Genomic DNA, 24,006 nt, shown 5'->3' with positions numbered 1-24,006 from the left:
TAAACGGCTGTAAGCTCAAACTTACAATTTAGCAATTCAACAATGTAACAACTACCTATGATAGAATTCAGAGAATTTACACTTGATAATGGCCTCCGTGTGATTGTGCACGAAGACCATACCAGCCCCATGGCCGTGCTGAACGTGCTGTACGATGTAGGCTCCAGAGATGAAGAAGAAGCCCACACCGGATTCGCGCACCTTTTTGAGCACCTGATGTTCAGCGGCTCGAAAAACATACCGGTTTATGATGAGCCCCTGCAGCGTGTAGGTGGTGAGAATAACGCCTTCACCAGCCCCGACATCACGAACTATTACCTGTCGCTTCCGGCGCAGAACATTGAGACTGGCTTCTGGCTGGAGTCGGACCGCATGCTGGAACTGGCCTTTAGCGAGAACGGCCTGGAGGTGCAGCGCAAGGTAGTGGTAGAAGAGTTTAAGCAGAACTACCTGAACCAGCCTTACGGCGATGTGTGGCTCAAACTGCGTCCGCTCGCTTATAAGGAGCACCCGTACAAATGGGCAACCATCGGAAAAGAGATTTCGCATATAGAGGAGGCTACGATGGATATTGTAAAGGCTTTCTTCCGGAAACATTACTCCCCGAGCAATGCTATACTGGTAGTGGCCGGCAACGTGACGTTCGAGCGCGCAAAGGAACTGACAGAAAAATGGTTCGGCCCAATACCTGCCGGTGAGAAATATGTCCGCAATAACCCGAAGGAGCCAAAGCAAACGGAGCCGCGCGTGCTGGAGACAAGTGCCGACGTGCCTCTAAATGCCATCTACAAAGCATACCACATGCCTGCTCGCACTGAGGATGACTATCATGCTGTAGACCTTATCAGCGACATACTGGGACGTGGAAAATCGAGCAGGCTGTATGACCAACTGGTAAAAGAGCAGAAGCTGTTCAATTCCATTACGGCTTCGGTATCAGGCTCTGTGGAGCAGGGACTGTTGATTATACAGGGCAAGCTGAATGAGGGCGTGGACCTGCAGGAAGCGAATGCTGCCATCGAGGCTATTAACCAGGAGTTGATGGACAAGTTGGTAGACGAGGAAGAACTGAACAAGGTGAAAAACCAGGCGGAAACCGCTATTGTATTTTCTGAGATTGAGCTACTGAACCGCGCCATGAACTTGGCTTATAGTAAGCTTATGGGCGATGCGAACCTCATCAACCTGGAAGGAGAGAAAGTGCAGGCTGTGACGCCACAGGATATTCTGCGTTGCGCAAAGCAGGTACTGGCCCCGAACAACTGTTCTACGCTACTGTACAAAGCGGAGAAAAAGAAAGTAAAGGAAGAGGCGCCTGTGGAAGCAGAAGCATAAATCCTGATTACATATTTCTGAATAAAAGAGGAATGGCTGCCATGTTATTGGCAGCCATTCCTCTTTTATAGTGATAGTGATGAAGAATTGTACTACATCAACCCTCTGCGTCTTCTGAGAAAAACCAGCTTTTTTCTACAAGAACTTATTTTTTCATATCGATAGAGGGCCACTGGTCATTTCCCCATTTTATTTCATTGATTCTTAATTTTGGCTTGCCCTCATCCTTCTTGTCATAAGCATGGAAGATAAGATAGTCTTTTCCATCAAAGGTGTAAGCAGCCGGGTGCCCTGCAGCGGCCCACTCCTCATTGCCCTGTGCTACTAATGTTCCTCCACCATGTATTAGCTTATTCCCCTCCTTGTCAAGGTACGGGCCGGTGATGTCTTTTGAACGGCCAACTAAAACTTTATACGTGCTTTCCAGGCCACGGCAGCAGCGGTCCCAGGACATGAAAAGGTAGTAGTACCCGTTTTTCTTGAATAAGAATGGTGCTTCGATAGAGCCACTTTTCATGTTCCTGGCCTGTTCCAGCAACTCCGGCGTATACAACTTTTCATAGTCCAGTTCAGGGTTGGCAGCGTCGCCTGCGTCACGCTCATCCAGTAACCAATTGCGTTCCCTGGCAGCAATGGTATGCCAACTCTGTGGAGTGTTGACAACAGAGGTCAAATCTGGAGTTAGCTGCACCAGCTTGATGCCTTGCCAGAATGAGCCAAAAGTCATCCAAGGCGTGCCCTTATCATCAAAAATCACATTTGGATCGATGGCGTTCCACATATCACGACCAGGCACAGAGCGAACAACGATGCCCTGGTCTTCCCACTTGAAATTCGGGTCATTGGGGTTCAACGTTTTATTGGTGGCCACGGCGATGGCTGAATTATTGCGGCCAAAAGCGGACACGGAGTAATACAGGTAATAGGTACCGTTGTGCTGCAGAATATCGGGAGCCCAGATATTTCCATCAAACTTTGGAATCATTTTAGTCACCCAGTCCGGCGTGCTTGCGAAAACCGGCTTTCCTTCTTTCCAGTTTTTCATGTCCTTCGATGATTTCACATGAATTCCCTCCCCCGTATGAAAAACATAGTAGGTGTCACCCTGCTTTATCATGACCGGGTCATGCGCAATAACGTCACGCGACTGTGCCAGCAGGGCCGTGTTTCCCAGCAGTAAAACCAGCATCAGGGAAAGGAGTGATTTAATATTTATATGAAGGTTATGCATATTTAAAATACAGTTTAATGATTTATAAATTATTAATTAAATGTATAAACTACATTTATAATAGGCAAGTAATTATGATGCGATTATACATGTTTATAGAAATTTAATTTAAATAGACGCCTTACATGTTACTTGAGCTAGGTTAATATAACGTGTAGCAGAACTTTTGCCATAAAAGCTACCTGTCCTGAAGAAGCTATCTGCTATAGCATTGCCCCGGCCTTCGTGCCCAACTCTGCCTTTTTCACCTATCATCTTTTTATCTTTTGCCTAAAAGTTCTTCATCGCTTTAGATAACTTTAGTGAAACCTTACTTACCAGAAGTCTTTTGCTCATACTGAAACCTTACACCTACAAAGTTTGTATATACAAATAACATTCATACCTTTGTACCCACTAAAGGAGTTATGCGCATAGAAGACGAAATACATCAGAAAAATTTTAAGGACGACCACCGTCGCCTGCTGGCCAACCTGTTGTTTACGAACAACTGGCTGAATCAGCAACTGATGCCTTTCTTCAAAGATTTAGGTCTTACCCTGCAGCAGCACAACGTGCTCGCTATTTTGCGCGGGCAGCAACCTGACCCGGTATGCTTTGGCGACATTCAGAACCGGATGGTGGATAGAAATTCTAACGTCACGCGCCTCATTGATAAGCTGATTGAGAAAGGCTACGTGACCCGCGACATCTGCCAGACGAATCGTCGTATGATTGAAGTACGTTTAACGGAGCCTGGCTTGCGCAAATTGCAGCAGGTGGACGAGAACTTCCCAAAGCTGTTCGCTAAGCTTCATAACCTGACGCAGGAGGAAGCAATTTTGGTAAGTAACCTTTTAGATAAGCTACGCGGATAGGCTATTTTTTTACCCATATACTTGTATATACAAATAATGTACAAACCCATAATAACCAGACTATGAAAGACATAAATATAAAAGACGCTACGATACCAGCACTGGGATTCGGTACTTTCGAATTAACCGGCGATACAGCGGTTGAATTGGTGACAGCTGCCCTGGATACTGGCTACCGCCACATCGACACAGCCCAGATGTATGACAACGAGGCTGCTGTAGGCAGCGCGATAAAGGAATCAAGTGTAGCCCGTGAGGAAGTGTTCCTGACCACAAAGGTGCTGCCTTCTAATCTAAGTAGTAAAGACTTCCTGCCCTCCGTGGAGGAAAGCCTGCAAAAGCTGCAAACAGATACTGTAGACCTGTTGCTCATTCACTGGCCAAACCCGGAGGTACCCGTGGAGGAATACATAGGCGAGTTGGTGAAGGCGCAGGAAAAAGGCTACACAAAGCATATTGGCGTCAGTAACCACACCACTGCCCTGCTAGACAAAGTGTTAGCCACAGGTGCCAACATCATCACCAACCAGGTAGAGTACCACCCTTTCCTCAACCAGGATAAACTGTACAGCTACCTCCGTGAGCACGACCTGACATTGACCGCTTACAGCCCGATTGCCCACGGCAAAGTGATGGGTAACGACACGCTGAAGCAGATTGGTGAGAAGTACAACAAAAATGAGGTGCAGATTACACTGCGATGGCTGCTGCAGCAGGATGGCGTATTAGCCATTCCGAGGTCCTCAAAAGAAAGCCACATGCAGTCCAACTTCAACATTTTCGATTTTGAACTGACACAGGACGAGGCACAGCAAATCAGCAGCCTGACCCAGGCAAACAACCGCCTCATCGACCCAGGCTTTGCACCGGACTGGGACTAGATTAATTATGAATTACGAATTATAAATTATGAATGAAGGTGGAGGGAACAGAAGCTTTACGATACTAGTAACTTTTTAACCCTCTAACTTTTTAACTTTCTAACTTAAGAAATATGTCTCAAGCACTTTTAAAACCTATAGATCTTAATGGCCTGGAACTGAAAAACCGGGTGGTAATGGCTCCAATGACGCGCAGCCGCGCAGATAATGAAGGCAATGTACCGAACGAACTGATGGTAACATACTACACGCAGCGTGCCGGAGCGGGCCTGATTATTTCGGAAGGCTCCCAGATTTCAAAGCAGGCCGTAGGTTATATTAATACACCCGGCATTTACTCGCAGGAGCAGGTGGAAGGCTGGAAAAAAGTAACTGACGCCGTGCATGCAGAAGGCGGAAAGATTTTCCTGCAGTTGTGGCACGTAGGCCGTATGTCGCACCCTGACTTCCATAATGGTGAGTTACCGGTAGCGCCATCAGCTATCAACCCGAATGATAAGTCTTACACACCAGAAGGTTTTAAAGACACCGTTACGCCACGTGAGTTGACTGTGCCGGAGATTAAGCAGATCGTGCAGGACTTCAAAAACGCAGCTGAAAATGCTATCGCCGCCGGCTTTGATGGCGTAGAGGTACACGCTTCTAACGGTTACCTGTTCCACCAGTTCTTTGTAACTACCGCCAATACCCGCACAGATGAGTATGGCGGTTCTAAAGAGAACCGTACCAAGCTGCTATTTGAGGTATTGGATGCCATCAAGGCAGTAGTTCCTATTGAGAAGGTGGGCGTACGTTTAAACCCAAGCCTGCACAACGGCTTCGGCATCACCGTGAATGAGGATACTATTCCAACCTACGACTATATCATTGAAAAGCTGAATAACTATAAATTGGCTTACCTGCACCTGTCAGAGCCGTTCTCAGATGTAAGTGATGTGCCACATGCAGAGTCAGATATTGCGAAGCGCTACCGCCCGATTTTCAAAGGCAACCTGATTATTAATGCTGGCTTTACGCAGGAAACAGGCAATAAAGTAATAGAAGAAGGAGATGCAGACATGGTGGCGTTTGGCGTGCCGTTCATTGCAAACCCAGACCTGCCGGAGCGATTTGCTCAGAACGTAGACCTCCAGAAACCAGACCAGAACACCTTTTACTCTCCTGGTGCCAAAGGCTATATCGATTATCCTTCCTTAGTGGAGGCAGAGGCCTAAGCCAAAGGCGCTTTTTCATATATATTTTTACAGCCAGCTTCCGCAAGGTAGCTGGCTGTTTGTTTTATTGCTCAGCTACCTTGAACGCTGAACTTGTGGATTTAACGAATAAGCGTGTCGGCTACTGTCCCGATACCAGCTTGCAAATAAGATTATCACAAGCAACAGTTCAGCAAAATCGCCGCCGTAGTACATAAGCTGCGCAGCCTCCCGTATCTGTTCCATATCGTGCGGTGTGTTTCGGGGCCAGCTGTAGGCGTACATGAACTTACTCAGGTAAGCATGGGCAGCAATGCTGATGAAGAGCACAACTAAGCGGGTGCGCATGGCGGGGCGCCCGGGTGCAGGGTCCGGTCCGGCAATGGACCATGTAAAAAGATAACCGGCAGCCAAAAAGTGAAGGTGCACCAGGTGGTGCATGTAAGGATTAGTGAGAGTAAGGGCGTAAAGCGGCGTCAGGTAAAGCAGGTACATGCCGCCAATGTTGAGCAAAAGGGCCGTAACAGGATGGCTCAGCCATTGAAACGCCCAGCTACGCAGCACAGACGTCACAACCCGCGCACTTTGTACAGGCAGCGTGCGCAGCATCAGCGTAAGCGGCGCAGCAAGTACCAACCCAAGTGGGGCAAGCATACCTATCAGCAAGTGCTGGATCATGTGGCCCCGCAAATCGTGATGGGCATACCGCACGAGCGAAGGTGACATGGCGACAGCAAGTAAGGAAACTCCAACAATAAAGCTGATGGTACGCCACCTGCTCCAGGGGCGTAAAGAATTGCGCTGCCGTGCTACAGCAAATAAATAAGCAGCCAGCGCCGCAGCTATCAGCAGGTAAGGAATAGCTACTGCTAAAGTACCTCCTCCGGCTCCTGTATGATGCTCCATTGTTTCCATTGCACAACCTCCGGATTACCTGTCTGCTGCTATAGGCTTTGTTGCCGCCCGCGCCCGAAAGGCCAGCCAGATACCTATCAGGAGGAGCACGACAGCTGCCAGGTTCCAGGCCAGATCGTAAGGCAGCAGGTTTACGCCGTAACGGATTTGGTGCAGCCGCAACACCTTGTGGTCTACTATACCATCAAAAAGCTGAAAGCCTCCCATCCCTAAGAAGAAGCCTGCCCATGCCCAAAGAGGTACTAGGGAATGGCGGCGGCGCAGATCGGCGAGCAGGAAAAACCCGGCCACTATAGCGATAAGTTCTGCCGCATGAAGCAGCCCATCTGTCAGCAGGCCAATCTCTAAAGTTGACTGATCGTAAAAGTGGTGCCATGCCAGCAGCTGATGAAAAACAATTTCATCTACAGCCGCCATTATCCCAATGCCAATCAAAATTCCCGCCCACCTGGAGCGGGAAATATCCGGATAATGCTGCTTGTCGTCATTCATAATCGGCTTGTTCTCTACGGGGCAGTATAAGTTCTTCTAAAAAAGATACTTTCTCATTCCATTGCTAAACTTGGTTACGCTGAATTTACCAAAGAGATTACCCCTACTTATACATGTGCAGCCCTGCGAGAAGCAACGGCACACGCAGGGCTGCTTCTATAGGATAAAGCGCAGCCATTTCATGCTGCTTTCAGACTATATCGCTTTCAAAAGGAACTCTGTTTGAACAGTCTTCACAAAGTGTAAACATCAAAAACCGGAATGCTTTTTGCCCACTTCAGCACAAATTAAGCTACTTTTACGTTTTAGACCTGCTGCTAAAGGGCAGCGCAACAGGCTCGAACACAAGTATAATCACATGAAACTGAAAATAAGAACCGGCTTTGGCTACGATGTGCACCAGTTGCAGGAGGGGCTTGATTTCTGGCTCGGCGGCATCAAATTACCGCACACACACGGAGCGCTGGGTCATTCTGACGCCGATGTGCTGATTCACGTTATCTGCGATGCCCTGCTGGGTGCAGCGAACATGCGTGATATCGGCTTTCACTTTTCCGACAAGGACCCTAAGTACAAAGGCATCGACAGCAAAATTCTCCTGAAAGAAGTGGTGCACCTATTGGCCATGGAAGGCTACGAAATTGGCAATATAGACTCTACGGTATGCCTGCAGGAGCCAAAGGTGAATCCACATATTCCGGCCATGAAAGCCTGCCTGGCGGAAGTAATGGGTATTCCGGAGGCAGATATTTCCATTAAAGCCACCACCACCGAAAATTTAGGCTTTGTAGGAAAAAAAGAAGGCGTAGCCGCCTACGCAACCGTACTGATTATGAAGCAGTAAAAGCAGGATTACAGGCTAAAGCACCTGATTACCGTAGAAGCAAACAAGCTACCACATTGCCGTACAGGGAAAAGCTGCCTGTTTAGTCTTTTATCCTTTGTCGGAATATCGTTTATCTAATTAATCACACCTTATCTAAACTAACAAATCTAACAATATGAAACACAATGCCTATGGGTATTTGCTGTTAGCCGCCCTAGGGTTCGGCTGCGCGCAAACACCTACCACTTCCACTCCGCAGGGTCCCGTTACAGATGTAGCCCAGCTAACTGAAGTCGCTCCCCAATATGCCAGCACTGTTACTGCCGCTGACCTCTCCAGACACCTTACTATTCTGGCATCAGATGAGTATGAAGGACGCAATACTGGTGAAAGAGGTCAGAAGATGGCCGCCGAATATATTGCCCGCGAGTTTCGGGAAGATGGCCTGACCGGGCCTGTACAAGGCGGCAGCAACCCCTACTATCAAACTTTTGACCTTGAAAGAAGCCAATGGGGAGACGGCTATATGACAGTTGGCCAGGAAAAGTACCTGATGATGCAGGACTTCTTTGTACTGGGCAGTTCTCCTTTCCAGACAGAGCAGGCTGTTGATGTGGTGTTTGCCGGCTATGGTATTGATGCCGAAAATTACTCCGACTACACAAATCAGGACGTAACCGGCAAAGTAGTAGTTGTGCTGGCAGGCGAACCAAGAGGCAGCAATGGCAACTTCCTTATCAGCGGCACCGATAAAGCCTCTGACTGGGGCAACGACTACCGCACCAAGCGCAATGCCGCCACGAAACACGGCGCAAAGGCAGTATTAATAGTTACAGGCACCAACGAGTCTGAATTTAACAGCCTGACGCAGCGCTACAAAGCCTACGCCAGCCGTCCCTCCCTCGGCTTAAAGAGCAGTGGCAACCAGGAAAATGCTGCAGTTGCTTTTGTATCTCCGGTTGCCGGCTCAACGCTGCTAAACACCACTCCTGAAAAACTATTCGCACATGGCACCCAGACAGGAGAAGCAGGCGGACCCGTGGCAGGCAATTTCACGGCAGCAACAGATGTGAAAATAAAAGCATCGCGCGACGCCTCCCCGCTTCCTACTGAAAACGTACTGGGCTTTGTAGAGGGCTCTGACAAAAAAGACGAAGTGGTGGTGATAACAGCACACTACGACCACGTAGGTGTAGACAGTACACTGCAGGGCGACCAGATTTTTAATGGTGCCAACGATGACGGCTCAGGTACAGTGGCTGTCATAGAACTGGCCGAAGCTTTTGCACAGGCGAAGAAAGATGGCTTCGGCCCACGCCGCAGCATCCTGTTTATGACGGTAACAGCCGAGGAGAAAGGCCTGCTTGGCTCTGAATATTACGCAGAGAACCCCATCTTCCCGCTGGAGAACACGGTAGCCAACGTAAACATCGACATGATTGGCCGCATGGACAAGGAACATGAGAAGACCAACGACAGCAACTACATCTACTCTATCGGGGCAGACAAGCTATCCTCAGAGCTGCACCAGATAAACGAGGAGATGAACGAGAAGTATGTAAACCTGAAGCTGGACTACACCTTTAACGATGAGAATGATCCGAACCGCTTCTACTACCGCTCAGACCACTACAATTTCGCGAAGAACGGTATTCCGATTGTGTTTTACTTCAATGGCGTGCACGATGACTATCACCAGCCGTCAGACGAAGTAGACAAAATCATCTTCGAGAGTGCAGAGAAAGTAGCAAGGCTTGCCTTCCACGTAACATGGGAGTTAGCAAACCGCGAAAACCGCATTGTAGTAGACAGCAACAAAAAATAGTATACTACAGCGGCCAGAACAGCCGTTAAGAGTATAAATATTTACAGCTTTATTAGCTTTCAGAAAAACACCCTAACTTTAAGGGTGTTTTTCTTTTTATGAGTACCTAAGGTGCAGCTACATACAGAGAAAGAACGTAGGGGAGAATAATTATGAGTAAACTGAAACAGTTTCTGCTCGACGCAGAGACAAAAGCATTTGACCAGGGCCATCGCGCAACCATCAAGTTTAACATCGGCAAGTATAATACTGCTGTGCAGCGTGGCCTTACCCAGTACTCCGACCATGAACTGGCCCGTGAGCGGGGTTCCTATATAAAAACAAACACCATCAATAACCTGGATAAGTACCTGATGGAGTTTGAATCTAACTTCACGGCACGGGGCGGCAAAGTAATCTGGGCCCGTGACGCCCAGGAGGCGCTGAAGGAAATAGGTGAGATTATGAAGCGCAAACGCGCCCGATCCGTCGTAAAATCCAAGTCGATGACGACGGAGGAGATTCACCTGAACGAGTACCTGGAGAAGAATGGCATTGAAACCGTAGAAACCGACCTGGGTGAGTACATTGTGCAGCTGGCCGAGCAGCGGCCTTACCATATCGTGACACCGGCCATGCATATGTCCAAAAAGGACATTTCTGAACTGTTTGTGCGCAAACTAGGGATAGCTCCCACCGACAATGCCGAAGAACTAGTAGGCGTAGCCCGTAAGCTGATGCGCGAGAAGTATACCGCTGCGGAGGTAGGCATTACAGGAGGCAATTACCTGATAGCAGACATAGGGGGCGTAGCCGTAACGGAAAATGAAGGCAATGCCCGCCTCTCCACCACCTTCCCGAAAACGCACATTGCTATTGTGGGTATAGAGAAGATGATTCCGTCTATTATGGACCTGGACCTCTTCTGGCCGCTCCTGAGCACCAGCGGCACGGGCCAGGACGTAACCGTTTACAATACCATCATGACAGGCCCGCGCCAGCCAAAGGAAAAGGACGGGCCGGAGGAAATGTATGTTATCCTGCTGGATAATGGCCGTACCGACCTGCTGGCACTGCCGGAAAAACGTGAGGCACTGAACTGCATCCGCTGCGGCGCCTGCCTCAATGTGTGTCCGGTTTACAAAAACATCGGAGGTCATACCTATGAGAGCACCTACAGCGGCCCGATTGGTTCTGTCATCACACCGCACTATAACGGAATGGCCGAGAATAAACACCTGAGCTTTGCCAGCTCCCTATGTGGCGCCTGTACCTCCGTATGCCCGGTTAAAATCAACATCCACAACCTGCTGCTGCTTAACCGAAAGCAGAGCGTGGATCAGGGAATGGCCGACAGCAGCGAGAAAACAGCCATGAAGTTCTGGCTGAAGGCCATGAAGAGCCGCACGCTGCTGAACCTGGCTCCTGCCTTTGCCAAGAACTTTGTACTGAAGCAGGTGCTGAAAGATACCTGGAGCAAGCGCCGTGAGCCACTGCAAGTGCCTTCCAAATCCTTTAACCAGCTCTGGAAAGAGCGTAACAAATAATAAAAAAGCCTGCGTAAAGCAGGCTTTTTTATTATGAAGCTTTCTTATTGTCCATCTTCTCTTGTAGAGAACTTATAGACGGTTGTTGTCTCGTAAGTGTTCCCCGGCTCCAAAATAGTGGAAGGGAACTTTGGCTGGTTCGGAGAGTCAGGGAAGTGCTGCGTCTCCAGCGCGAAACCGTAGTGTTGCTCATATACCTTGCCCCCACTTCCGGTGATGGTGCCGTCGAGGAAGTTGCCTGAGTAGAACTGGATTCCCGGCTCTGTGGTGAAGACCTCCATCACTCTACCGCTGGTCGGCTCATATACCGTGGCCGCCTTCTTCAGTGAATCGTCTGTGTTGTTGAGCACATAGTTGTGGTCGTAGCCGCCGCCCTCCACCTGCTTCACACGTGCGCCTATTGTCTGCGGCTCCCGGAAGTCCATCACCGTGCCCTCCAGGTCGCGCAGCTCTCCTGTCGGAATCAGTGACTCGTCCACCACTGTGTACTTGTCTGCGTTTATCGTCACAACGTGGCCCAGCGCGTCCTCGGCCTCGCCTGCCGCCAGGTTAAAGTAGCTGTGATTCGTGAGGTTCACAGGCGTTGGCTTGTCTGTTTTGGCCTCGTAGTCAATCTTTACCTCGTTGTCGTTGGTGAGAGTGTAGGTGACGGTCGTGGTAAGCGTGCCGGGGTATCCCTCCTGCCCGTCCGGGCTCACGTAAGTGAGGCGCAGGGCGTTCTGCTGGGGCAGCGGCTCTGCCTGCCACAGCACCTTGTCAAATCCCTGGAGTCCCCCATGCAGGTGGTTCTCCCCGTTGTTCGTGGCCAGTTGGTACTCCTCTCCGTTGAGGGTGAACCTGCCCTTGGCAATCCTGTTGCCGTAGCGCCCCACGATGGCGCCGAAGTAGGGCCCGCTCTTCACATACTCCTGGCTCTTGTAGCCTTCCATGCTGTCGAAGCCCAGCACCACGTCGCCCAGTTCCCCTTCTCTGTCGGGGGTAAGCAGTGAGGTGATAGTGGCCCCGTAGTCGGTAATCTGCACCTGCATACCCTGCGCGTTGGTCAGGGTGTAGAGCGTGGCTTCTTCTCCTTCCGGTGTTGTGCCGAAGGACTCTTGACTGATGTTCATTTCTTGCTGTTGGTCTGTTGTGGCTGTTATTTCTGTGCTGTCTGTTGTCTGCTGGCTCGAGCAGCCGGCAAGGCTGCCGGCACCGATGCCACCCAATGCCGCGAGCAGCAGAAATCGTTTACTGATTTGTCTCTTTTTCATGTTGATTTAAGGGTGCTTACGATATAGTTTTTTAAATTTATTCATATTTAGGATACTGCCTGCAAAATCCTGACCAGTTTAATTATCCACGCGGAACCAGTCAAAGACGGCTGTGGCATTTTCCGGGCCTTTCGCTGTCAGCCCCACACGCACACCCCGGTCCCAGGGCGGCAGGTAGAAAGCATCCACGGCTTCGCCCTCATTTAAGGGATGCCAGGTGGTGCCATCGGCGCTCCAGGCAAACTGCATTTGGTCGCCTTCTTCGGTGGTAAGCCGCAACTGCACCATCTCCTCACCAGCAGGTGCGGCTGCTCTGGCAATCGTAGACAAAGAGCCTCCTTTCATCGCCCAAAGTACAATCTGTTCGTCGCTGAGGGCGATGCCTACCGCATTATCAGTGTCGCCGATGGCAGTAAGACCCGCCATAATACCTCCATGCAGTGCGCTCTTTCTGATGGCCGTAGTTGCCGTGTAGTCCTCATCTATGGTACGCTTCCCTAATACCGTTCCTATGTTATCAGGAGAGGCTTCCAGCACCAGCAGTCCCTCGTTAAAAGTATAAGCTGGCTTCTGCTCTACCGGCCACTGCCAGGTGTCGGAGAGGTTACCATCATTAAACTCTTCGCTGATATCTAAATCTTCTGCTCCGGAGGCAGTAGCTCCCCCTGGAGCTGGTATTTGCGCAGTGATGGCTGGAGAGTTATTCTCGAAGTACGGCCAGCCGTCTTCTCCCCACTTTATCTCATCCAGCAACCCCTGGCGACCGGCGTACACGAAGCTATCGGTGTTGTAGGCATGGTATAGAAAATAGTCGCGGCCACTTGGGTCAGAGACTACGGTTCCGTGGCCGGGGCATTTCCACTCCTCGTTCTGCTTCATAATCGGGTTCTGATCATACTTCTCCCATGGCCCTTTGATACTTGTGGCCCGCGCCACGCCCACGCCATAGGTGCACTCACGGCCGCAGCACTTGTCGCCTGCATAAAAGTTGTAGAAATAATCCCCCCGGCGCACGATGGCAGGGCCTTCTACAAGCCCTCCCTCCCATGTGCCGGGGTCGTTGCGGAACATCTCGAACATCTCACCTGTCAGGGCGGTGCGTTCCTCATTCATGCGCTGGCCCCAGATAGGTGTGGGCAGTCCCCGGCTGTTGCCGTCTTCTTTCCAGACCAGGTACAAATCCCCGTTTTTATCCCTTATCTCATAGCCGTCTATAGAACCCACCTCCTGGCAAACCAGCGGGCCATGATCCACATAAGGACCTGTGGCGCTGGCAGAGCTAGCCACCCCTACACAGAGGTTGCCGCCTTTCTTCTTAGCTGTGTAGTAAATGTAGTACCGGCCGTTTTCGTGGGCAATCTCAGGAGCCCAGAAATGCGCCTCCGCCCAATCCGGCAGCTTATCCGGGAATACATGCCCTACCGTCTCCCAGTCCACCAGGTTTTTGGAATGCAGGATAGGAAATAAGGGAGCCCATTCAGAGGAAGTGGCTGTTGCCCAGTAATCATCCCCGACCCGCACCACCGAAGGGTCGGCATAGTCGCCGGGCAGCACAGGATTGGTATAGGATATAGTCTGAGTGGCTACAGGCTCACTGACAGCAGTATCCTGCTGGTTCATGGGCGTGTTACTGGTACAGGAGAAGGCCAGCAGCCCGACCAGGTATAAAAGCAGGGTTTGTTTTTTCATTTCTTTCATAGTTGTTACTTGTTAAAAGCCTCGCCTGCTTTCATACAATTACTATATAAAACGGGCTTGGATATTTGTCTTATTCCTCCTGCCCTGAAGGCACGGGTAAAGGCACCCCAGCCGGTACAGGTGTTCCAAAATCAGGAAAGCCGTCCGCTGTCCAGGTAAACTCCTGCGCCCGTATATTCCGGTCCCACCCCGGCTCCTCGCTTTTTTTAGAATGATACAGAATCCAGTGCTCTGTATTGTCCGGAGATGTGGTGAAGCTACAGTGACCTACACCCAGCACCTCATCTGTTCCCTCGAAAACCGGCCCTGATTTTACCCAGTGCGCGGCCTCCATTGGATTGAGTAACGTATCAGAAAGCGTCAGTTGGCCCAAGCGGTACTCCTTCAGCCACGACTCGCGGGTGGAGTAGATAATGAATACTTTTCCCTGATGCTTCAGCACCTGCGGCCCTTCGTTCAAATCCAATGGCCCACCTGTCTCCCAGGGCTCTTCCGGAGATGAAATTAACACCCTGTTGCTGCTAATCGTCCAGGGATTGCTCATGGTGGCCATATATAAATGTTGCTTTGTTTTATCAGTGTCCGCATCACTCTTCCAGCCCGACCAGATAGCATACAACTGTCCGTTGAGCGGCAGCGGCGTCAGGTCTATGGCCCATTTAGGTGCAGAGGCGGCATACTGAATGCTGTCGCCGGTGTAAAGCATCCCTTTGTCTACGTACGGGCCGAACGGATCATCCGCCACCGACTCCAGCACCCCGGACCGCTGGTGCAGGAATGGTCCTCCCGGCTTTTTGGCAGCGGCATAATAGATGTACCACTTGCCGTTGAAGTGGTGCAGCTCCGGAGCCCATACATTGCTCTTGTTCCAGCCTGTATCAGGTGTTTCCCAGACAAGTACTTTTTCACCGAGTTCTGTCAGCTTCTCTGATTTGGAGACCTGGATACCTCCATTGCCAGAGCTGCAGAAATAATAGACACCGTCTTTCTTATACACCCAAGGGTCGGCACCATCTGCAATCGGATTCGTGAAGTATGCCTCTGCTTCAGGCTGGCTGCTCTCCTGCTGTTTTACTGGCGCGTCAGCCGTGGTGCAGCCAAGCATAAACAGCGGGTACAGCAGTAGCCCGATCAGCGCCTTCTTCATCTTTATGTATCTGTAGTCAGCGGTATCCATTCAGTAGCATTTTTTTGTCCGGCTTCCGGTAGTGGCTTTGAAGTAAAAAGCCTGTGTAGCTTCTTTACTTTATCTCAGACTGCCTGTAGCCTGTTGCTTCATCTTAACCAATGACGGATCATATAACTTGGAATGAACCTGCCGCAGCTTCTCAGCCGGCACTTTAATTATTTTCCGGTCGTAGGTCATCAGGCCGTTTGTTTCAATTTCCACGTCGGTGGTCTGGGTATATACTGCCGCAGAAAGGCCTTGTTTTATCAACTCCTCTAGGTTTTCTGTGAAGGCTTTATACCGCTCAAACAGCTCGTCCGCATTCTTGAAGCTTTGGTAGCCCCAGTTGTCTTTCTGCTGCCATGTGTGCCCTTCTACCGGCAAACCAAGCCCCCCGAACTCGCCCAGCACAATCACCTGCTTCTCCCCAAACAATTCGGGGCGCGGCATCACTGGGTCCGGGTAGTTGTGCAGGTCGATAATCTGGCCCACCGGATGAAAGTTACCGCCGCTGGCGCTGTTTACCAGCCGCGACGGGTCGCGCTCCACTGTCCAGTTCGTGATTTCTTCTGTCTTAAACTGTCCCCAGGCCTCGTTAAATGGCACCCACACCACAATGCTCGGGAAGTTGTGCAAATCATCCATTATCTCGGCCCACTCGGTTCGGAATATCTTCTCCGATTCAGGAGTCCGCTCTTTTTCAGTACCGCGTCCTGTAACACCCGGGCGAGATTCCCACCTGTTGCCCATGTCGCCGCTCGGCATATCCTGCCATACCAGCATGCCTGTCTTGTCGGTGTGGTAGTACCAGCGGGCTGGCTCCACCTTCACGTGTTTGCGTATCATGTTAAAGCCCATTTCTTTCGTCTTATCAATATCAAAAAGAAGGGCTTCCTCCGTAGGCGCCGTATATAGGCCGTCCGGCCACCAACCCTGGTCCAGCGGGCCGTACTGAAACACGAACTCGTTGTTAAGCAGCATACGCTGCACCCCGTTTGCATCAGGTTCCATGCTTATTTTGCGCATGGCAAAGTAGCTTTTCACTTCATCCTGCACCTTCCCGTTCCGCACCACAGCCACCCGCAGATCATAAAGGAAAGGGTTTTCAGGAGACCACAGTTTAGCGTTGCTTACCTGCAGCACAGCCGGGCTATTGGCGCTTACCTCCTGCTCTGCCACTTTCGTTTTACCGTCCCAGGCTGATACCCTTAGCCGGTCATTTGCCTGCAGCTGCGCTACTTCAGCCGCCACGGTAACGGTTCCTTCGTCTATGTCCGGGGTTTGCCTGGTAGAGGCGATGTAGGTGCGGGGCACCGACTCCAGCCACACCGTTTGCCAAACACCGGTTACGGGGGTATACCAGATAGACTCCGGCTTTTTTACCTGCTTGCCGCGGGGCTGCGGACCATCGTCGCTGGGGTCCCATACGCTGATAGCAATGTCCTGTTGGCTGCCCCTTTTCAGGTATGGGGTGATGTCGAAAGAGAAAGGATCGTAACCGCCCTGGTGGGTGCCTGCTTTCTGTCCGTTTACATACACATCTGCTTGCCAATCCACGGCACCGAAGTGCAGCAACACGTTTTGCCTGCGCAATTTGGCAGGCACATTGATGCTTTTCCTGTACCAGAGCACACTGTCTTTACCCACAGTTTTGCCTACACCAGACAAAGCAGATTCAATGGCATAGGGCACCAGGATTTTCCCCTGGGAAGTAGTGGGGAGACTTGCCTGCTGCGCTTTCGGCACTATAGCGTAATCCCAAAGCCCGTTCAGGTTCTGCCAATCTTCGCGTACTAGCTGCGGGCGCGGGTACTCCGGCAAGGGGTTGGATGGGTTTACCTGCTCTGCCCAGGGAGAGGTGATTTTACCTTCTACTACTTTCCAGTCGGAGCTTTGAGCATGCAATATGTTTACCTGAACAAGCGAGGCAAACAGTAAGAGTAAACAGGTCTTTTTCATCTTATTTTTCTGAGATTAAAACAATGACCAGCGCCTTGATAACTACTAATGAGTCAAATTACTCAATTACTTTATAAAAATGTAATCAACTGTTATCCTAAGGCTGGTTTATCATTTTGAAGATACTCTATGATCCTGTACAAAAAATTAGTTCAGGTAAGCTTCCCTGGAGAAGTCGGCTTACCTGAACTAACTATTTAATTTGATTGAAAGATAACCTTATCAGAGCTCTACCTTTTCAACAGGTGAATAAATCATTTCTGCCACGTCGGCTATTTTCACACCAACTCTGGCAAAAACGTACCCCTTGTTGGCTATGTTAGCCGGAACTTCTAAGCTCATGCTCATTGGAGCAGCAACAGCCTCCTCATTCGGCCACCATATGTCTGTTACGGCCGCAAAGTTGTTCGCATCTACGATAGTAGTGGAGCCTAAATAATAGGTTACCCGCTCGATTTTTGCACCGGGGACTAACGCCTCCACATTCAGAGTTGTTGTTACGGCATTTCCATTATTCTGAAACTGCTCATTTCTGATTAAGAAAAAAGGCTGTACAGGAACTTCTACTACTGTGTTGCCCTGAACCTGAACATCGATGGTATCGGTATTATCTACCCAAGGGCCGTTTCCTCTTAACCGGGTGAGCTTGTAGTTTCCATCAAATACCATGGCAGAAAATGTTCCCTCCTGGTCTACATAAACGGGTATTTTTTGCAGCACCGGGTAACCCGGCTGCCATAACTCCAGCTGCACACCACTGGATCTGACGCCGATGGCTTGGTCCTGATAAACTACTTTACCAGTCAACATCGTTTTTGGCGGCTCATGGTTATCATATTCGCACCCCGAAAGCACTACAACCATGGCCATAATATATGTTATCAGTCTAAATTTCATATCCTTAGATTAATGGAATGGATTTCTAACAAGTTTTGGATTATTATTTAACACATCCTGTGGTAATGCAGCATAGTAGGCCGGAACCTGGAAGTTACGAGGTGCTCCGAACCTTGGAGCAACTAATTTCTCAAACACATACTTATTGTGTGTAGGATGATCAGGACGAATTATACGATAGGGATACAAAGCTTGTAACACTGCATCCGGATTGTTAGGGCTTCCGTTCCAGATCTCATGCGCTATTCTCCAGCGTTTTACATCCCATATTCTATGATCCTCGAAGGCCAATTCCACACGGCGTTCATTCCGAAGCCGCTCCACAGTTAATTCGGTCAGACTGTTCTCTCCAAATCCAGCTCTTTCTCTTACCGTATTCACATATCCAACCGCTTCCTGCATCTGTCCGAGCTCAAGGGCTGCTTCAGCTGCATTCAGAAGTATCTCGGCATAACGGAATCTTATCCACCACATTTCACTCCGGACACCTCTGGTGCTGGACATAGGTGTAGGATCGACATACTTTCTCATGTAGAAACCGGAATTTGACACCTCCGTGATAGAGCGATGTGGTCCTGAGCTACCGACAAGCGTTTCGCCATCCGTGTAGTCGGAACCCAGTTGGTTACCTTCTACGGTTTCATAGCCAGACCCATTCCAAACTTTTACGCCAGCCTGCATTTCTACTTCCTGTCCTTTGAAAGAAGCACCTGGATAAATTACCGTACCATACAGACGTGCATCCTTATTTTCGAATATGTCATCCAGCTCATCATAATAGATATAGTCGCTGTCGTCGGCTGTTCTGGTTCTCAGTTCACCTGATGAACCATCCAAGTATTCAAAATCCTCCACAAGGTTCAGAACAGGGGTAATGTTAGACGAGGAAAGGTTATCTTCACGTATACCACGGGCAATATTATCGTACGTAAACCAGATACGCTTATCACTCGCAGTAGAAAAGTCCTGCGCCAGAATAACCTCCGGGTTTGCCTGCTTCTTTGATATCGCCTCAGCAAAGTTCTCCCCCAGATGAGCCGAGTTTCCTTTGTACAGACTGTAAACGCCACTGTTAATGATTTCCTTGGACGCTTCGAGCGATTTAGTGTAATAATCGCTTGCCATGGAAGCCGGTATACCTGCTTCTCCGCCAGGAGTGGCCGCTATAGGTGCACCCGACTCATTATTATACTTCGCTATGGAAGCGGCATACAGCATGGCCCGGCTCTTTAGGGCAAGCGCCGTGAATTTATTCGCCCTCCTGATACTGCCTTCATTCCCTAGATCCTCTTTGATGGCGTCTAACTCACTGGCAACAAAGTCATACACTTCGTGCTCCTTATTTCGCGGGAGCTGCAGGGAAGAGGGGTCGCCACTAAAATCGTAGATAAGCTGCTGTGTTACAAGAGGCACCCCTCCCATGCTCCTGACATGCGAAAAATAGACAAATGCTCTTAAGAACCTTAGCTCTGCCTTAAACTGCGTTTTCTGCTCATCTGGGAGTGTAGCTGAGTATTGGTCTATGTTCTCCAACGCCAGGTTGATGTCCCGGATCAGACCATAGTTCCAGATTGTCCAGGTGAAGGGGCTGTAAGCTTGGATGTTGTTTTGCCCCTCTCCGTTACCAGACCACATCGCTTCGTCGTAGGCGGCAAAGGCCTGCCAGTTTGAAGAGGTTGAGTTATAGGTTGGTAAACGGTCGTAATAATTAGCCAGCAAGCTGGTAATCATTTTCGGGTCGTTCCAGACCTGCTCTTCCTGGATAACGGTAGGCGGATCCTTCTCTAGGAATTCATCGTCGTCACAGGCCGTAAAAGGCATTAGGACCGCTCCAAGAATCAAAATTTTATATATACTTTTCATATTTTTTCAATTAGAAACTTACGTTAAAACCAAGCGTGTAAATTCTCTGCTGCGTGTACTGTAAACCATTACCAGAAGAGATCTCCGGATCAATACCAAACACTTTTGTATTATCGATAGTGAACAGGTTGGTACCATTGGCATACACTCTCAGCGCTGACATACCTACCCGGCTGATAATGCTTTCCGGCAGGCTATAGGACAGCTCCAGGTTTCTTAATCTGATGTAACGCACGTTGGTCACCCAGAAATCACTGTGGCGGTAGTTATGGCCAGCTCTTTCTCTTCTGATGGCAGGATACATTCCAGGCACCCAAGGGCTGTCGCTGTTATAGGGGTCCTCACGGTGCCAGCGGTCTTCCAGCATAAAGTTTGGTGAAGTACCATCGTTCTGGTAAGGATACATTAATTCCCAGTCACGTCGGTAAGACTGCATGGAAGCACCCGCAAAGTCCATCATCAGGCTTAATCCTTTGTACTGCACGCCGGTGTTAATACCAAAGCTCATATATGGGTTGGCGCCCTGCTGGTATCCGATTGGCCTTTCATCCAGGCCGTTGATGATGTTATCACCATTCACGTCCTTATAGATAAAGTCTCCCGGAAGCACGTTTCTGTTACCTTGCCCATCAATAATTACCGGATAATTATCTATCTCTTCCTGGGACCCGAACCGGCCAACTACCTGGTACCCCCAGTTAACACTTCCCCAACGATCCATCCAGGAGTTGCGATATTCATCCCATGAATTACCAAATCGTGGATTATACTGCTGCGCAATATCATAACGTCGGGCAAAAGTACCGTTCACCCCCACAGAGTAGCTGATGTCGCCCGCTGTGCCTGCATAGGTTAAAGCACCCTCGAAACCACGGTTTGCTTCAGAAAGCAAGTTTTCGGCCGGCAGACCGTATCCAACTTCACTTGGCAATAGCACATCATACCTGCCGGATGGCAGACCTTCGCGCTTCCGCTCAAACACATCGAACTGACCACGCAGATGATTGAAGATAGTGAAGTCGATACCGATGTTGCGGGTGGTGTTTGTAATCCAAGATAAGTTGGTGATAGGCAATCCCCGGGGAGCAAGGCCAGAATAATAATTATCGTCAAACACAGCACTTCCAACGTTAAAGGTATACCCTCCAAAGTAGCTAAACGGCGGAACCACATACGTATCGCCACTGATGATGTCACTACCGGTTCTACCCCACGATGCTCTGAGTTTTAAGTCATCCAGAAACCCGACTTTACCCTTCATAAAATCTTCTTCTGTGATTCTGTAACCTACAGAAACACCAGGGAACAATCCAAAACGGCTATCGGGAGCAAAAAGGAAGGAACCATCGTAACGGCCCAACACCTCCAGCAGGTACTTCTCTTTGTAGTTGTAATTAACACGGCCAATATAACCTAACCTGGCAGATTGGCTCCACTGATCAATAAGTAAATCCTGGTCAGCGAAGTACATGATAGGAACATAATTGTTAGGTGGCACCGTGTGCACTACCATGTACTTGTTATCATTGTCCTGCCGCTCATAGGCTGCAACCGCCGACACGCCATGGTTCCCGAACTGTTTGTTGTAGCTTAACTGGAACTGTGCAAACTTATCCACAATGTTTCGCTTACGACGCTCTCTCCAGGGGTTTTGGTTACCGCCTGCCATTTCGTATGTGTCGGTAGCCTCGTTGTAAGTATAGGCGTTGTACGTATACTCAAACCCGTCAAAATCAAAGTTCGTGAAGTTGTAGGAGTAGGTTGCTTTGGCACTCAGACCAAAATCAAAATCATACTGGGCATAAAAGTTACCCTTTGCGGCACGCGTGGTCTCCTCTATATAACCCGTGATATCTTTATCATAGGTAGCAGGGTTTACGTTTACGTTATGCGTCTGATTGATGTAATTAGGGTTATCATTAGCATAAGGTCTTTCAGTCGGCCACATGGTAAAAATACTCAGGAACGGGTTGAAATAGTCATCCAGTCCCGGTACCCCAATCTGAAAGCGATCTTCTACCCTACCGTAAATCTGCGTACCAACCCGTAGTCCCTTCGCAAGGCTCGTCTCTATGTTGGCCTGGAAGTTTGTTCTGTTAAAGTTATAGTCCTTTATCAGGGCGTCCTGGTTAATATGGCTGACAGAGAAATGGTAATTGGTGTTTTCTGAGCCGCCCGAAGCACTTGCATTCACATAATACTGTGGTGCCACCTCGTCCATTACCATGCTGTAATAGTCCGTGCTGATATACCCTTTTTCAGTGCCAACTCTCCACTTTTCTAATTCTTCAGCTGTGATCGGTGCCGGACGACCGAGGTTCTGCGCGTTTTCTACGAGACCGCGCATATGCTGATAGGCGTTGGCTGGTCTTGGATAACGCGTAAAATCCTGTAATCCATAGTAAGTATTTACACTGATTCTGGGCTTTTGATTCGCTCTTCCTTTCTTAGTGGTTACCAGTATAACACCGTTAGCTGCACGCAAACCGTAGATAGCCGCAGAGGCATCCTTTAATACAGAAACACTTTCAATGTCATTTACATCCAAGTTGTTAAATTGTGGTGCATCAGAGGTTACACCGTCAATAACATACAGAGGATTCCCCATATTCCGAACCTGAATATTGGTTCCAGCTCCGGGACGAGCATCTGCCTGACGGGCCGTGATACCCTGTATCTTTCCCACCAACGCCCCTGTTGCTGTTGTAGCGGTGGTTCTGGCAATATCCCTAGACTCAATTTGTGATACTGCACCGGTTACCGTACCTCTGGACTGCGTGCCATAGCCTACTACCACTACTTCTTCTAAGGCTTTTGCATCAGTACCCATCGACACATTGATAGCAGACCTGCTATTGATAGGTACCTCCTGCGGCTGGAAACCAATGTAAGAAAAGACCAGTGTACCGCTGCCATCCGGAACAGTGATAGTATAATTACCACCTGCGTCTGTAGGAGTAGCTTTAGTAGTCCCTTTAAGTAAAACTGTTACACCAGGCAGGGGCGTACCGTTCTCATCTGTGACTTTTCCGGTTACAGCCATCTCCTGCCATACAGGTGCTGAAACTCCTGCAGACCTTGAATACCCTGAGCTTGCCAGAGCTTCATCTAAAAATTTTGCCAGGGAGTTTGTCTCTAACTCATGGTTAGCTTTAACCCTGCCTGAACTGGAGTAAGCATCTGCTACCCCGGGAAGGGAGACACAGCATGCTGCAAGAGCCAGGCTATACCTTCCCAAAAAATGTGTAGTAATTTTTCTCATACAATCATCATTTAATTACTTAACCACGAAATAAATTGACATTCCTATTTTTCACGACCCTCTATTTTAGCAGAACTGATTAATCACTTATAAACAAATAAGGATTACAACTATTTAAAATGTGAATCAGGGATGTATAGCTTCTTACAGGCTATGCTGACAAAGCCATTCTACATTAACCTGCCTGCTCTAACGAAGCAGTGCGCCGGGCTGAGTTTTGCAGCTAGCTTTTCATAGCTAAACAATACAAGTACTTTCCCATTGTGCCACTGATACTACCTCCCTGACTCACAATCCATTTTATGTTCCGGAGAACTCTTTCTCTTACACAAGTACCTTTTCCATTGTAAACTCCGGCATCTGCATAATCTTACCGCCCTGCATGGCCGACTCGTGCGCCAGGATACCCACGCAGGTGATGTTGGCCGACTGCCGGGCGTTCGGGTAAGGCTCTCTTCCTTCCACCAGCGCGCTCACGAACTCGTGCACCAGGTGCGGGTGCGAGCCGCCGTGCCCCGCCCCCTGGATGAAGGACAGGTGCTGGTTGTCGTCCGAGTCATACACCCCCGCCTGCGTAAAGTTCTGAATCTCCTCCGGCAGCAGGTGCGCGTAGTCCGGAATCTTCACCCGCTCCGGCGTCTCGCCTGTGTGTATCACGCTGTCCTCGTGCTCTATCTGCGTCCACTCAAAGCTCTTCTTCGAGCCGTATACGTCGAAGCTCTCCCGGTACTGCCGCGCCGTGTTGAACAGCGAGCGCGTCACCTCCGCCGACAGGTCCGAGTCGCGGAACTTGATGTGGCAGGTCTCGATGGCGAAGGGGGAGCCGTA

18 protein-coding genes are annotated in these 24,006 nt (G+C 49.6%); 7 read left to right on the top strand and 11 right to left on the bottom strand.

The window, feature by feature from the left end:
* The first annotated feature begins 57 nt into the window (after positions 1-57).
* Positions 58-1,335 carry a M16 family metallopeptidase gene (locus tag DXT99_RS24280; RefSeq protein WP_115568191.1) on the top strand — a complete coding sequence of 426 codons (1,278 nt, stop codon included), beginning with the start codon at positions 58-60 and terminating at the stop codon, positions 1,333-1,335.
* A gap of 145 nt (positions 1,336-1,480) precedes the next feature.
* On the opposite strand, the gene DXT99_RS24275 is transcribed toward DXT99_RS24280, so the two are convergent.
* Positions 1,481-2,566: an arabinan endo-1,5-alpha-L-arabinosidase gene (locus DXT99_RS24275; RefSeq protein ID WP_115568190.1), complete on the bottom strand. Its 1,086-nt coding sequence runs from the start codon at positions 2,564-2,566 to the stop codon at positions 1,481-1,483.
* A gap of 407 nt (positions 2,567-2,973) precedes the next feature.
* On the opposite strand from DXT99_RS24275, the gene DXT99_RS24270 reads away from it, so the two are divergent.
* From DXT99_RS24270 to DXT99_RS24260, 3 genes are all read left to right on the top strand, one after another.
* Positions 2,974-3,423: a MarR family winged helix-turn-helix transcriptional regulator gene (locus DXT99_RS24270; protein WP_115568189.1), complete on the top strand. Its 450-nt coding sequence runs from the start codon at positions 2,974-2,976 to the stop codon at positions 3,421-3,423.
* A gap of 62 nt (positions 3,424-3,485) precedes the next feature.
* On the top strand, positions 3,486-4,304 hold the full coding sequence (locus tag DXT99_RS24265; protein WP_115568188.1) for an aldo/keto reductase: 819 nt from the start codon (positions 3,486-3,488) through the stop codon (positions 4,302-4,304).
* A gap of 113 nt (positions 4,305-4,417) precedes the next feature.
* Positions 4,418-5,518, top strand: coding sequence for an alkene reductase (locus DXT99_RS24260; RefSeq protein WP_115568187.1), 1,101 nt, complete (start codon positions 4,418-4,420; stop codon positions 5,516-5,518).
* Positions 5,519-5,593: 75 nt separating this feature from the next.
* Here DXT99_RS24260 and DXT99_RS24255 read toward each other — a convergent pair whose 3' ends face one another.
* Together DXT99_RS24255 and DXT99_RS24250 are read right to left on the bottom strand one after the other, a co-directional pair.
* A complete protein-coding gene (locus DXT99_RS24255) occupies positions 5,594-6,403 on the bottom strand; it encodes a cytochrome c oxidase assembly protein (protein WP_115568205.1) in 810 nt (269 codons plus the stop codon).
* Positions 6,404-6,427: 24 nt separating this feature from the next.
* Positions 6,428-6,904, bottom strand: coding sequence for a DUF2243 domain-containing protein (locus DXT99_RS24250; RefSeq protein WP_115568186.1), 477 nt, complete (start codon positions 6,902-6,904; stop codon positions 6,428-6,430).
* 358 nt (positions 6,905-7,262) lie between these two features.
* Here DXT99_RS24250 and ispF point away from each other — a divergent pair, with 358 nt between their 5' ends.
* The 3 genes from ispF to DXT99_RS24235 all read left to right on the top strand — a co-directional run bounded on the left by ispF (position 7,263) and on the right by DXT99_RS24235 (position 11,081).
* A complete protein-coding gene (ispF, locus tag DXT99_RS24245) occupies positions 7,263-7,748 on the top strand; it encodes a 2-C-methyl-D-erythritol 2,4-cyclodiphosphate synthase (RefSeq protein ID WP_115568185.1) in 486 nt (161 codons plus the stop codon).
* A gap of 157 nt (positions 7,749-7,905) precedes the next feature.
* Positions 7,906-9,555: a M28 family peptidase gene (locus tag DXT99_RS24240; protein ID WP_115568184.1), complete on the top strand. Its 1,650-nt coding sequence runs from the start codon at positions 7,906-7,908 to the stop codon at positions 9,553-9,555.
* A gap of 152 nt (positions 9,556-9,707) precedes the next feature.
* Positions 9,708-11,081, top strand: a complete 1,374-nt coding sequence (locus DXT99_RS24235) for a LutB/LldF family L-lactate oxidation iron-sulfur protein (RefSeq protein ID WP_115568183.1) — start codon at positions 9,708-9,710, stop codon at positions 11,079-11,081.
* 44 nt (positions 11,082-11,125) lie between these two features.
* Here the strand turns inward: DXT99_RS24235 and DXT99_RS24230 are convergent, their stop codons facing one another.
* From DXT99_RS24230 to DXT99_RS24195, 8 genes are all read right to left on the bottom strand, one after another.
* Positions 11,126-12,331 carry a galactose-1-epimerase gene (locus DXT99_RS24230; RefSeq protein ID WP_115568182.1) on the bottom strand — a complete coding sequence of 402 codons (1,206 nt, stop codon included), beginning with the start codon at positions 12,329-12,331 and terminating at the stop codon, positions 11,126-11,128.
* Between the two features lie 78 nt (positions 12,332-12,409).
* Positions 12,410-14,020, bottom strand: a complete 1,611-nt coding sequence (locus DXT99_RS24225; RefSeq protein WP_246001011.1) for a family 43 glycosylhydrolase — start codon at positions 14,018-14,020, stop codon at positions 12,410-12,412.
* A gap of 79 nt (positions 14,021-14,099) precedes the next feature.
* Positions 14,100-15,176 (bottom strand): glycoside hydrolase family 43 protein, encoded by a 1,077-nt coding sequence (locus tag DXT99_RS24220; RefSeq protein ID WP_246001010.1) that lies wholly within the window; start codon positions 15,174-15,176, stop codon positions 14,100-14,102.
* 99 nt (positions 15,177-15,275) lie between these two features.
* Entirely contained in the window at positions 15,276-17,156 is a 1,881-nt protein-coding gene (locus DXT99_RS24215; protein ID WP_115568181.1) for a glycoside hydrolase family 2 protein, read from the bottom strand.
* A 222-nt stretch (positions 17,157-17,378) separates the two neighbouring features.
* Positions 17,379-18,053, bottom strand: a complete 675-nt coding sequence (locus DXT99_RS24210; RefSeq protein ID WP_115568180.1) for a DUF3823 domain-containing protein — start codon at positions 18,051-18,053, stop codon at positions 17,379-17,381.
* A 9-nt stretch (positions 18,054-18,062) separates the two neighbouring features.
* On the bottom strand, positions 18,063-19,916 hold the full coding sequence (locus DXT99_RS24205) for a RagB/SusD family nutrient uptake outer membrane protein (protein ID WP_115568179.1): 1,854 nt from the start codon (positions 19,914-19,916) through the stop codon (positions 18,063-18,065).
* 10 nt (positions 19,917-19,926) lie between these two features.
* The gene (locus DXT99_RS24200; RefSeq protein ID WP_246001008.1) at positions 19,927-23,178 is read right to left on the bottom strand and encodes a SusC/RagA family TonB-linked outer membrane protein; all 3,252 of its coding nucleotides are present in this window, start codon (positions 23,176-23,178) and stop codon (positions 19,927-19,929) included.
* 324 nt (positions 23,179-23,502) lie between these two features.
* Positions 23,503-24,006: Gfo/Idh/MocA family oxidoreductase (locus DXT99_RS24195; RefSeq protein WP_246001007.1), on the bottom strand; the 504-nt coding region annotated here is incomplete at its 5' end.

Source organism: Pontibacter diazotrophicus, assembly GCF_003367245.1.
GTDB lineage: Bacteria > Bacteroidota > Bacteroidia > Cytophagales > Hymenobacteraceae > Pontibacter > Pontibacter diazotrophicus.
Note: the sequence above shows the minus strand (reverse complement) of the source record. Positions and strands in the feature narration are given on the sequence as shown.